Below are 12,554 nucleotides of genomic sequence, written 5' to 3'. Positions count from 1 at the left end.
TAACCCCGCATCACCAGCCGGAGGCGGTGTAGACGACGGCTCGCAGGTCCGGTGCGCCGAAGGCCAGCTCGCGCAGGAGGGACATCGTGCCCTCCTCCGGGTCGATCAGCGAGATCCCCCGGCGCGCGTACTCCTGCTGGAGTTCCACGGTCACCATGCCGCCGTGCTGCGCGCTCGGCGCCCACGGTCCCCAGTGGACGGTCACCGCGCGGTTGCCCGTGCGGCCGGCCCACCCGGCGCCGATCGCCTCCAGGGCGTCGTTGGCCGAGGAGTAGTCCGACTGTCCGCGGTTGCCCAGCACGGCGGCGATGCTGCCGAACAGGGTCACGAAGCCCGGCCCGGTCGGCAGCTCCTCCAGCGCGCCGAGCAGCGCGCGGGCACCGCCGACCTTGGTGTTGAACACCCGCCGGAAGGACTCGACGTCCTTCTCCGCCAGCAGCTTGTCCTCGATCACGCCCGCCGCGTAGACCACGCCGTCGATCCGGCCGTGCTCGGTGTGGATCTCCTTGACCAGCTGGCGCAGCGCGTCGTGGTCGCGGACGTCCAGGCTGTGGTAGCGGACCTGGCTGCCCAGCTCGCGCAGCTGCTCCACGGTCGCGGCGACCTCGCGCTGCGCCAGGATCTTCTTGCTCAGCTTCTCGATCTCGGCGGGCGAGCGGTGGCCCAGCTCGATCAGTGCCTTGCGCAGCGCGGTCTTGTCGGTGGCCGCCGCGGTCTTGGGGTCCTCGTCCTCGGTGGCCGCGGCGGTGCGCCCGACCAGCTCGATCCGGCAGCCGCTCGCGGAGGCCAGTGTCGCGGCGAACTGCGCGGTGATCCCGCGCGCCCCGCCGATCAACAGCACCACGGAGTCGCGGTCCAGCCCGATCGCCTGCGCCTCGGCCGCCCCGTCCCCGGCGGGACCGGCACCCGTGCTGCCCAAGGTCAGCGGCAGCTCGGTCATCACCAGCCCGTGCCGCGAGTCCGGCGTGGCCAGCACCACCGGAGCGTCCTCGGTGGACAGCAGCTCGGCCAGCACCAGCTTCGCGACCACGGCCGCGTCGGTGGTGTGGTCGACCTCGACCAGGCGGGCGACGGTGTCCGGGTACTCGCGCTGCACGGTGCGGAAGAAGCCCCGCAGCCCGGCGGCCCGGCCGTGGGTCAGCTCGGGGACGGCGGTGCCGCCACCGGTCGGGCTGACCGAGATCAGCCAGCGCAGCCCGGAGGTGAGCGCCGACTTGAAGGAGGGGAAGGTCTCCGGCAGCACCGGCTCGTCGGCCTCGTCCCACCCGTCGAGGTGCAGGACGCCGTCCACCTCGCCGTCGGAGCCGGCCAGCGGGCGCGGAGTGTCCGAAGTGGACACCTCGGCACCGTGCGCGCCGAGCAGCGCGGCGGTCGCGGTGCCGACCGGTCCCGTGCCGAAGAGCAGGAACTTCTTGCCGCCCAAAGTCTTCCCGGCCTCGCCGAGGTCGACCGCGTCCAGTGCGGTCGGCGCCATCACGAGGCGCTTCGGCGCGATGCCCGGGTTCACCGGCTCCTCAACGATGCTCGACCCCGCGAGCGGGTCATCGGTCGCCTTGACCGGAGCCGGAGCAGGAGCGGCAGAACCCGTGTGGCCGCCGAGCCAGTCCGCGATGGCCTGCGCGGTGCGCGCCTTGGCCAGCTCCTCCAGCTGGTCATCCGCCAGCTGCGTGTCCGCCGCGCCGATGCGCGAAGCCAGCTCGCCCGCGATCTCGGTGCGCTTGATGGAGTCGATGGAGAGGTCGGCTTCGAGGTCGAGGTCCGGCTCGATCATGTCGAGCGGGTAGCCGGTGCGCTCGCTGATGATCTCCAGCACGGTGCCGAGGATGTCCACAGTGGACTGAGCCGGGGTGGCCGCGACGGGAGCCGCCGCGGGGGCGGGGGGCGATCCGACACGGCTGCTCAGCCAGTCGGAGATCGCCTGCGCGGTGCGCGCCTTGGCCAGCTCCTCCAGCTGGTCATCCGCCAGCTGCGTGTCCGCCGCGCCGATGCGCGAAGCCAGCTCGCCCGCGATCTCGGTGCGCTTGATGGAGTCGATGGAGAGGTCGGCTTCGAGGTCGAGGTCCGGCTCGATCATGTCGAGCGGGTAGCCGGTGCGCTCGCTGATGATCTCCAGCACCGTGCCCAGCACGTCCACAGTGGACTGAGCGGGGACCGGGGCCGGAGCCGGAGCGGACTCGATGACCGGCTGAACGGGTGCCGGGGCCGAGTACTGCTGGACGGGCGCGACCGGGGCGACCGCCGGGATCGAGTACTGCACCTCCGGCGCGGAGCCGAGGTAGGTCAGCAGCACGTCGCGCTGCGCCTGCACCATCTCCCGGCTGGCCTGCAGGAACTGGTTGACCATGGCGTCGCGGTTGCTGCCGGGGTGCGGGACGGAGCCGCCTGGGGTCGTCATGGTGGTGATCTCCACACGTCGGGCGGGCGCGAGGCCGTTGGGCAGGAAGTCGCCGGAGGCGGTGCGCACGACGTGACCGTCGATGGTCCAGCCCGCGCGCTTCGGCGGCTTGGCGTTGGTCAGGTCCTTGGCGTCGCGACCGGCGAACAGCCAGCCGGTGCGCACGCCGACCCCGGAGACGGCGAGCGTGGCGACCGCGTTCAGCAGCCCGGCCAGCCCGTGCCGGGGGCGGCCCTCGCAGGCCACGGTGAGGTGCGGCCGGTCACCCAGGATCGCCTTCACCAGGTTGGTCAGCACCTTGCCGGGACCGGCTTCCACGAAGATCCGCGCGCCGTCGGCGTACATGGCCTCGATCTGCTCGACGAACCGCACCGGCGCGCCGACCTGCGCGGCCAGCTCGGCCCGCACGTCGCCGGAGTAGACCGCCGCGGTCCGGTTCGCGTAGACCGGCAGCTCCGGCGCGCGCACGTCGGCGTCGGCGAGCACCGCGCCGAAGGTCTCGGTGGCGCCGCTGACCAGCGGGCTGTGGAAGGCGCACGCCACGTTCAGCTTCTTCGGGCCGAGCTTGGCCGCTTTGAGCGCGGCCACCGCCTCGTCGATCGCGGCGGTCGGGCCGGAGATCACCAGCTGCTCGGGCGAGTTGTGGTTGGCGGCCACGATCTGCTCCGCCAGCCCCGCCTCGGTGAGCACCTCGGTGACCCGCTCGCGGCTCGCCTTGACCGCGGCCATCGCGCCGGGGTCGTCGCCGGTGGCGCCGAGGATGGCGTTGGCCCGCGCCTCGCTCAGCTCCAGCAGGGTCGCGGAGTCCATGGAGCCCGCCGCAGCCAGCGCGACCAGCTCGCCGTAGCTGTGCCCGGCGACCATGTCCGGTCGCACGTCCAGGCGGCTGAGCAGCTCGTGCACGGCCAGCCCGGCGATGCCCAGCGCGGGCTGCGCCACGCGGGTGTCCCGCAGCCGCGCGTCCTGCTCCTTGGCGCGCTGCTCGTCGAAGGCGGTGGGCGGGAAGATCGTCGAGGCCCACTTGCGGCCCTCGTGCAGCAGGTGGTGCACCTCGGGGAAGGCCACGAACAGGTCGGCCAGCATGCCCGGCTTCTGGCTGCCCTGACCCGGGAACAGGAAGGCGACCTTGCCGCCCTGTTCGGCGGACACGGACGCGAGGTGCACGCCGCGCGGTGTCTCACCGGCGAGCGCGGAACGCAGCAGCTGCGCCAGGTCGTCGAGGTCGGAGGCGACCACGGCGATCTGCACCGGCTCGGTGCGCGCGTCCGAACGGCGCGCCACGGTGCGGGCGATGTCCCTCAGCCGCCACGGACGGCCGCTGGAGTCGTTGACCCGCAACAGTTCCAGGGTCTGCTCGACGTGCTTGCCCGCGGTCTTGACGTCCGCGCCGCGGAAGGTGAACAGCTCCGCGGGCCACTCGTCGCCGACGTGGCGCGGGGCCGGACCGCCGTCGTAGCCGCGCAGGACCACGTGGAAGTTGGTGCCACCGAAACCGAAGGCGCTCACACCCGCGACCCGCTCGGCGGGCTCGGCCTCCCACGGCAACGCGGCCGAGGTGAACGTGAACGGGCTGCTGTCCGGCTGCCACGCGGCGTTCGGCTCGGACACGTGCAGCGTGGGCGGCTTGATGCCGGTGTGCAGCGCGAGCGCCGCCTTGATCAGGCCCGCCAGACCCGCCGCGCACTTGGTGTGGCCGATCTGCGACTTCACCGAGCCGACCGTGCACGTGCCGGGCTGCGCGCCGTGCTCGACGAACATCTTCGTCAGCGTGCTCAGCTCGGTGCGGTCACCGACGACGGTCCCGGTGCCGTGCGCCTCGACGAGGCCGACCTCGGCGGGGGAGATCCGCGCGTTGGCGTAGGCCCGCTCCAGCGCGTTGCGCTGGCCCTCCGGGCGCGGGGCGGTGAGGCCGAGCGACTTGCCGTCACTGGCCGCGCCGACGCCCTTGATCACGCCGTAGATCCGGTCACCGTCGCGCTCGGCGTCCTCAAGGCGCTTCAGCGCGACACAGGCGACGCCCTCGCCGAGCGCGATGCCGTCCGCGCTGCCGTCGAAGGTGCGGCACTGCCCGGTGGGCGAGAGCGCGTGCACCGACGAGAACAGCAGGTAGTCGTTGATGCCGTTGTGCAGGTCCGCGCCGCCGCAGAGCATCATGTCCGCCGCGCCGCTGACCAGCTCCTTGCACGCCACGTCCAGCGCGGCCAGCGAGGACGCGCACGCCGCGTCGACGGTGTAGTTCGCGCCGCCGAGGTCGAGGCGGTTGGCGATGCGGCCGGAGATGACGTTGGCCAGCATGCCGGGGAAGGAGTCCTCGGTGAGCTTCGGCAGCTGCTCGTCCAGCGCCGCCGGGATCTCGCCGATGTAGGACGGCAGCACCGCGCGCAGTGACGAGGCGTTCGACAGGTCCGAGCCCGCCTCCGCGCCGAAGACCACGCCCACCCGGGAACGGTCGAACGCACGGCCGAAGACCCGCTCGCGGGGTCGAGCATCGTCACTGCCGTAACCGGCGTCCGTGAGGGCCCGTTGCGCGGCCTCGAGGGCGAGCAGCTGCACCGGCTCGATCGCGGCCAGCGATGCCGGGGGGATGCCGTAGCTCAGCGGGTCGAAGGGGATCTCCGGCAGGAAGCCGCCCCACTTCGACGGGGTCTTCTCGCCCGCGCTGCGACCGGTCGCCTCCGGCGAGTAGTAGGTCTCGTGGTCCCAGCGGGTGCCCGGCACCTCGGTGACCGCGTCCCGCCCGCCGACCACGTTCGCCCAGTAGGTCGGCAGGTCCGCGGCGCCCGGGAACATGCACGCCATGCCGACGATCGCCACGTCCACCGGCGGGGCGGCGGGCACCTCGGCCCTCGCGCGCCCGCTGATCCCGGCCAGCTCGTCCAGCCGCGTGGTCAGGTAGGCGGCCGCGTCGGAGCTGACCGAGGCGTGCAGGTCGGCGACGGTGGTGACGGCGGAGCGCAGCACGGCGACCTGGCCCGCCATGAACATGCCGTCGGCCAGCTGCCCGGCCTCGGCGACCTCGACCAGCTTGTCGCCGTCGCGGGTCACGCCCTTGCTGGCGATGCGCAGGCGGCCGACGTTGAGCTGCTCCAGCTTCTCCCAGGCCTCGCGGTCCGGCACGCCGCTGGTGCGCAGCTCCTCCTTGATCGCCAGGAACTCCTCGGCGAAGGGGGAGGTGACGCAGCGCGTGGCGTGGCCGGGCGCTGTCTCCAGCAGCTCGGTGCGCTCGGCGGCGATCACCTGGCGCTGGAACGCGGGCTGCACGGCACCGGCGGCGACGGCCTCCTCGGTGAACAGGTAGGCGGTGCCCATCAGCACGCCGACCGCCACGCCGCGCTCGGTCAGCGGCGCGGCCATCGCGGTGACCATCGCGGCCGAGCGCTCGTCGTGCACGCCACCGGCGAACAGGACTTGGATGCCCTGACCATCCTTAGTGGACAGATAGTCCAGCAGCACCGAGATCTGCGCCTCCCACAAGGGGAAGCTGGAACGCGGGCCGACGTGGCCACCGCACTCCTGGCCCTCGAAGATGAAGCGGCGCGCGCCCGCGTCGAGGAACTGCTTGAGCAGACCGGGGGAGGGCACGTGCAGCAGCGCCGCGATCCCGTTGTCCTCCAACGCGTTGGCCTGCGCCGGACGGCCGCCCGCGATGATCGCGCAGGCGGGCTTGATCTCCTGGATGACCTCCAGCTGCCCGGCGCGCACGTCCTCCGGCGCGAACCCGAGGACGCCGACGCCCCACGGGCGCTCGCCCAGCAGGTCGCGGGTCTCCTCCAGCAGCGCGCGGGTCTGGGCCTTGCCCGCCAGCGCGAGCGCCAGGAACGGCATCGCGCCGCCCTCGGCGACGGCCTTGGCGAAGGCGGCCTGGTCGCTGACCCGGGTCATCGGCCCCTGCGCGATCGGCAGCTCGACGCCGAGCGCGGCGGCCAGCGGGGCACCGGGGCGCAGCGCGTCGGCCCCCTTGTTCGAGCGCAGCGACTCCAGCAGCTCCTCCCGCAGCCCGCGCACGAGCGCGGCGGCCGAGCCGAAGCGGTCGGCCAGCTGCTTCGCCAGGAAGCCGTCCTGGCCGATCGGCAGCAGCTGGTCGCGGAGGTCCTTGGCACCGAGCCGGGCGATGACCTCGGCCTCGGTCAGATCGGTGGTCGCCGGGGCGCCCGGACCGCGGCGCAGCAGCACGCGGTGACCGCCGACCAGGACGGTCTCGGAGCCGTCCATCGTGCTCAGCGCGGCGGCGACCTCCCCGGGCAGGTCGGACTCGGCGAGCAGGGCGAGCTGGCTGTCCAGCACCACACCGGCGGCGCCGCCGACGACGGCCGCGGTCGCGGTGCGCGGCCCGATGCCGCCGTTGACCCACACCGGCAGGTCGAACTCGGCGACCAGCTTCTGCACCAGGACGAAGGAGCTCAGCTCGCCGACCTTGCCGCCGGCCTCGTGGCCGCGGGCGATCAGCCCGTGCGCGCCCGCGGCGACGGCCGTGCGGGCCTGCTCGGGCGAGGTGACCTCGACGAGCACGCGGGAACCGGCCTCGGCGACGCTCCACGGCGCGCCGCCGGCGAGGACGACGGTGTCGACGCGGCCCTCGGGGAGGTCCTCCGGGCGCAGGGCACAGCCGGGGGCGACCCGGACCCCGAAGCCACCCGGCGCCCAGCGGGCCGCCAGGTCGAGCGCGTGCCGCGCGTGCCGGTCACCCCGGCCCAGGTCGAGCACCCCGAGCGCACCCGCGCGGCAGAGCGCTGCGGCGAGGCGAGCGTTGGGTTCACCGAAGGGCGTCACCCCGATGATCAGCTCGCGCTCCGGCGTTTCCGCGGCCATTGAGCCTCCGTCGATCAACACAACCCGGTAGTCCGGCTGGACATGCGAGGTCCAACCTGAATGGCTGAATCGAAGCGGGAAGCTATCTGGGGAAAACGAATTAGTGCAACGGGCAGTACAGCATCTTGAGGTCGCCTCAAGCTTGATTTGAGCGATCCTCAAGCGGGACTCAAGCGGTCCCGACCCGACTGGCGGCGGCTGTCGTTCCTAACTTCGGCCGCATCCGAACCGCTCTGATTCCCTCAACCGGGGGTTTTCACACCCCGACTCCGCCGAGGGAGGCCGTCCGGGCGCCGCGCCCGTCAGTTTCCTCGTCGTCGGGGGATGCCCGGCGCGTTAGCCGGGAGCCACGAACGAGACGTGACCGTGACCACTCTCCAGGGCTTTTGCTCACACTGTGTGATCATCTGCCGGGATGGTCCCCGCTTCGTGCTCACTCGTGCGGTGGACCTTGCTATTTGCTGTAACAGGAAATTCACGGCGGTCATCTCGGCGATACGCAGCATTTATCGAGTCGTTCGATTTGCTATTCCCCGACTTCGCATCAGGGTTCCCGCATTGCCCGCACGGCAATTACCACACGAGTTTGACAGCCGCATCCGGACACTGTCGGCAACGACGGCGGCGCGCCGCCTGCGGGAACGCCGGACCGGGCTTAGCGTGGTGGGAGGCGCTTGGCGGCGCGCCTGCGGGAAGCGGGAAGGTGGAGGCAGGAACACAGGGCAGCACGATGAGGAGGCGCGCGGGATGACGACCGAGCCGGCCGGACAGGCCGACGTCGTGGTGATCGGGATGGGACCCGGCGGGGAGCACGCCGCGAGCAGGCTGGCCGAGGCCGGCTTGAGCGTCGTCGGCGTGGACCGGCGCCTGGTCGGCGGCGAGTGCCCGTACTACGGCTGCGTGCCGACGAAGATGATGGTCCGCGCCGCGGGCCTGCTCGCCGAGGGCGGGCGGGTGCCCCAGCTCGCGGGATCGAGCACGGTGCGGGGCGACTGGTCCCTGGTGGCCGGTCGCATCCGCCAGCAGGCGACCGACAACTGGGACGACAAGGTCGCGGTGGACCGCTTCACCTCGACCGGTGGCCGCTTCCTGCGCGGTGAGGCCACGCTGACCGGTGCCGACGAGGTGCTGGTGACCGGCGCCGACGGTACCGAGCACCGCCTGACGGTGCGCAAGGCGATCGTGATCAACGCGGGCACCGAGCCCGCCGTCCCACCGATCCCCGGCCTGGCCGGGACCCCGTACTGGACCAACCGCGACGCGGTCCGGCTGGAGGAGCTGCCCGGCTCGCTGGCCATCCTCGGCGGCGGCGCCATCGGCGTGGAGTTCGCCCAGGTCTTCGCCCGCTTCGGCGTGGCGGTCACGGTGGTCGAGGCCCAGCCGAGGCTGCTGGCCCTCGAGGAGCCCGAGGCGGGCGAGCTGCTGGCCGAGGTCTTCGAGTCCGAGGGCATCACCGTGTGCGCGGGCGCCAAGGTGGCCGGGATCGAGCACGGTGACGAGGGCTTCACGCTCGACCTGGGCGGTTCGACCGTCAGCGCGGAGAAGCTGCTCGTGGCGACCGGCAGGCGGACCGAGCTGGCCAAGCTCGGCGTCGGCGCGATCGGCGTCGACGAGAAGGCCCGGTTCCTGGAGGTCGACGAGCGGCTGCGGGTCACCGACGGCGTTTGGGCGGTCGGCGACATCACCGGCAAGGGCGCCTTCACGCACACGTCGATGTACCAGGCGGACGTCGTGATCGCCGACATCCTCGGCCGCGACGGCCCGCCCGCCGACTACCGCGCGATGCCGAGGGTCACCTTCACCGACCCCGAAGTCGGCGCGGTCGGCCTCACCGAAGCGCAGGCGCGCGAGAGGGGGATCTCCGTCCGCACGGGCCGCACCGACCTGGCGGCCTCCTCGCGCGGCTGGATCCACGGCGCGGGCAACGAGGGCCTGATCAAGGTCGTCGAGGACGCCGAACGCGGTGTCCTCGTCGGCGCGACCGCGATGGGCCCCGAGGGCGGCGAGATCCTCGGCGCCCTGGCCGTCGCGGTGCACGGCGAGGTCCCGACCTCGCGGCTGCGGTCGATGATCTACGCCTACCCCACCTTCCACCGCGCCATCTCCTCCGCCCTGGCCGACCTCTCCTGACCCCGCCCCTCACGCACCTAATGAGTCATTCAGTGCGTTCGCGCAGCGGACCCAGGACGTGGGCGCGGGGGCCCGGCGCTGTCGCCGGGCCCCCGCGCACCCCCCGAGGCCTTCGCGGTCCCGGCTTCCCGTGGGCGGATCCCCTCCGCCCGCCCCCGAGCCGGGGAGTCGGTCAGGCCTTGGCGGTCTTGTCCGCCTCCGGAGCGGCCTCGCCGTCGCCGAACTCGGCGACGAACTCCGCGTCGATGTCCTCCGGCTCTGGGTCACCGATGTGCATGGTTCCGGAGGTGTAGGGGCGGACGACGCCCGGATCGCCGGGGCCGGTGATGGTGTCCGGCTCGGGCTCGGTCTCCGGCAGCTCCTGGAGGCGGTCGATGTCGGTGTTGGGTTCCATGTGGGTTCTCCTTCGTGCGGTGTTCGTTGAAGTGGTCAGACGAGGCTGGCGTGCGCCCCTGCCGTGAGCGGGCGCCCGCCCGGCGGCAGCCACGGAGCGCCGACCCCGTGCCGAAGCCGAACCAGGAAGCCGAGGCTCCCGGCCATCCCGGTGCCGTGTGAGAGGTCGTCGCGCCGCCAGCCCGCACCGGGCACGAGCCACCGGCCGTCGTGCCGGTACGCGTGACCACCGATGATCCGGCCGAGGCGCTCCGCCCACAATCGATATCGCGGCTCGCCGGTCGCCGCGTGCAGGTCCAGCAGGAACTCGCCCCGGCCCGCGAGCCCGTGCGCGGAGGACGGGTCCGGCACCCACCGGCGCTGCCACACCGACAGGGCCGCCCGCTCCGCCAGTTCCAGCCAGTCGCGTTCGCCGGTCGCGCGCCACAGGCGGACCAGGAACGAGCCGACCCCGGCCGTTCCCGCGGTCCAGGTGTCGCCCACCTGGCCGGTCGTCCCGCTGTGGTCGGGCCAGCGCACCCCGGAGCCGTCCTGCACCGCGGCGCCCGCCATGGTGCGCCCGGCGATCCCGGCCAGCTCGAGCAGGTCGCCGCGACCCAGCGTCGCCGCGGCGGAGAGCAGGAAGGTCGCGATGCCCGCGGTGCCGTGCGCGAGCCCGTAGGAAGCGCCGCCTCGTGAACGTGCGGCGTAGGTCTTCGAGGGCGCCCAGGTCAGGCCGTGGTCGTCCAGTCGTGCCTCGTGCGCGAGGTGCTCGGCGATCGCCTCGATCCGCCCGAGCAAGCCGGGGTCACCGGAGGCCACGGTGAGCGCGCACATGGCCAGCCCGGCGCCCGCGGTTCCGGTGGCGAGGTCCAGGTTCGGCCACCGCGTCGGCAGGCGGTGCGCCCAGCCCAGCGCTTCATCGGCCAGGCCCGAGTCGCCGAGCACCCGACCGGCGCGGTGCAGCACCAGGAGCGTCCCGGCCCGCCCGTGGAGCAGCCCCGGAGTGGGTACCGCCTCCGCGCGCATGCGGCTGAGCAGCCAGTCCGCACCCGCGCGGAGAGCCCCGTGGTACCGCACGTCCCCGGTCGCCTCGGCGGCCGCGAGCACCGCGGTGAGCCCACCGGCCGCTCCCGGCCAGGCCGAGCAGGCGTCCTGGCGCGGGTCCACGACCGGCCAGAGGGTCTTGGCTTCCGGTCGCATCGTCTCGACCAGGTGCTCGACGCCGTCGGTGACCAACGTGTCCGCGTCCGGGATGCCGTCCTCGTGCGGCGCGCTCAGCGCGACGGAGCCGCGCACCGACACCGCGTCCAGGAACTGCCCGGCCCTGGTCAGCGTCCACCGCCGGTCCGGGTCGGCGTCCTGGAGCCCGTCGATGAGCGGGCGGAGCCTGCCGAGCACCGCGTGTTCGGCGCAGACCAGGTCCAGCCACCGCTTCCGCTGCAGCATCCGCTCCGCCATCTGTCCACTGTGGACGGGTTCGGCCCCGGTCGCCAGGTACACCAGCACCGCCCCCAGCGCGTACCGGTCGGCCGCCGCGGTCCTCGGCGAGCCGGACAGCTGTTCGTACGGCGCGTACCCGGGCGTGCCCGACGCGGACAGCGCGGTGCCCTCCTCGGCGGCCAGCTCCACGTCGATCAGGGTCAGCTTGCCGTCCGGGCGCACCATCACGTTGCCCGGCGTCAGATCCCCGAGCACCAGGCCGTCGGCGTGCACCCGGGCCAGCAGTGCCATCAGGTCCCTCGTCACCGCGAGCAGCTTCGGCCAGCCGAGCCCCGGGGTTCCCGTGGCGGCGAGCCAGCGGCGCAGCGACTGTCCCTCGATCAATTCCTGGGCGAGGAAGTCGTCGCCGTCCTGGGAGAACTCCGCGACGAACCGCGGCGTCACGCCGAGCGGCTCGAACCGGCGCAGCATCGCGGCCTCGTGCCGCTGGATGTCCCGGACGTCGCCGCCGGCGCCGTCGTCGCCCACGTGCGCCCTGGCCTGCTTGACCACGACCGTCTCACCGGTCTCGGTGTCGACCGCGCGGTAGACACCGCCCTTGTTCGCGTGCCGGATCGCCTCGACTGCGAGGAACCGGCCGCCCAGCAGCACACCACCGGAGCCGGTGCCGCGCGTGGTCTTCCTCGACTCCGGGAAGGGCCACGTCGCCCACGCGGGCGCGCTGAACCAGGGGTCGCGCCGGTCCTCGACCGTTCCGCCGTCCGGGGTGAGCAGCATGTCCCGGTAGTCGCCGTCCGGGCTCAGCACCGGGTTCGCGAGGAAGCACCCGTAACGGCAGTGCACCAGGCTGCCTGTGCGGTACGGGCGGTCGGAGAGGATGCGCGGCCCGGACAGACCGGCCGTCGCGCGGTGCAGCCGGTGCGCGAGCACCCGCAGCTGCGCGTCGTCGGCGGGATAGACAGTGATGAACTTGCCCGCTCCGCTCCGGGTGCAGCGGGGACCGTTGAGGTCGCGCAACACGGCGCGGGAGGCGGCGAACTTGAAGGCGATCCGGAACTCCGCGAGCACGCGCACCGCCCGCTCGAGCACCCGCTCGGCGTGCGCGGTCGTGGCGGAGAGGTGGAGTTTCCAGCCCTGCCTGCGGATGCCGGCCTCCGGAGGGGTGATGGAGCACCACTGCTCGCCCAGGTGGACGATCCGGTCCTGCTCGCCGAGTTCGGCGAGCAGCCGCTCGGTCAGCGTGACGAAGGAGGGGCGCACGGCGCCGCGGATGGGCTGATCGGTGGAAGCGACGATCATGGTCACCTGTTCGGCCCCCTTCGAGTGGATGTCCGGATGCGGAAGGCAATCTGCCGCTCACCCAGGTGGCGGAGCATCGGGGAAACCCCTCAATTCGTTACTGCGC

The 12,554-nt window shown here is 73.0% G+C and carries 4 protein-coding genes; 1 reads left to right on the top strand and 3 read right to left on the bottom strand.

What is annotated here, in order from left to right; translation table 11 throughout:
- Positions 1-10: 10 nt before the first annotated feature.
- Positions 11-7,204 carry a type I polyketide synthase gene (locus tag BLT28_RS16280; RefSeq protein WP_083383752.1) on the bottom strand — a complete coding sequence of 2,398 codons (7,194 nt, stop codon included), beginning with the start codon at positions 7,202-7,204 and terminating at the stop codon, positions 11-13.
- A gap of 747 nt (positions 7,205-7,951) precedes the next feature.
- On the opposite strand from BLT28_RS16280, the gene BLT28_RS16275 reads away from it, so the two are divergent.
- Positions 7,952-9,334 (top strand): dihydrolipoyl dehydrogenase family protein, encoded by a 1,383-nt coding sequence (locus BLT28_RS16275; RefSeq protein WP_030431477.1) that lies wholly within the window; start codon positions 7,952-7,954, stop codon positions 9,332-9,334.
- Positions 9,335-9,506: 172 nt separating this feature from the next.
- Here BLT28_RS16275 and BLT28_RS16270 read toward each other — a convergent pair whose 3' ends face one another.
- Both BLT28_RS16270 and lanL read right to left on the bottom strand, forming a co-directional pair.
- Positions 9,507-9,728 (bottom strand): hypothetical protein, encoded by a 222-nt coding sequence (locus tag BLT28_RS16270; RefSeq protein WP_030431476.1) that lies wholly within the window; start codon positions 9,726-9,728, stop codon positions 9,507-9,509.
- Positions 9,729-9,763: 35 nt separating this feature from the next.
- Positions 9,764-12,448, bottom strand: coding sequence for a class IV lanthionine synthetase LanL (gene lanL, locus BLT28_RS16265; protein WP_156051270.1), 2,685 nt, complete (start codon positions 12,446-12,448; stop codon positions 9,764-9,766).
- Positions 12,449-12,554 lie beyond the last annotated feature (106 nt).

It is taken from the genome of Allokutzneria albata, from assembly GCF_900103775.1.
GTDB lineage: Bacteria > Actinomycetota > Actinomycetes > Mycobacteriales > Pseudonocardiaceae > Allokutzneria > Allokutzneria albata.
Note: the sequence above shows the minus strand (reverse complement) of the source record. Positions and strands in the feature narration are given on the sequence as shown.

What these genes read in the sequence shown, in the direction of transcription:
- BLT28_RS16275 (WP_030431477.1), top strand. Translation starts at nt 7,952, where the DNA reads ATGACGACCGAGCCGGCCGGACAGGCCGACGTCGTGGTGATCGGGATG.
- BLT28_RS16270 (WP_030431476.1), bottom strand. Translation starts at nt 9,728, where the DNA reads ATGGAACCCAACACCGACATCGACCGCCTCCAGGAGCTGCCGGAGACC.
- lanL (WP_156051270.1), bottom strand. Translation starts at nt 12,448, where the DNA reads ATGATCGTCGCTTCCACCGATCAGCCCATCCGCGGCGCCGTGCGCCCC.
- BLT28_RS16280 (WP_083383752.1), bottom strand. Translation starts at nt 7,204, where the DNA reads ATGGCCGCGGAAACGCCGGAGCGCGAGCTGATCATCGGGGTGACGCCC.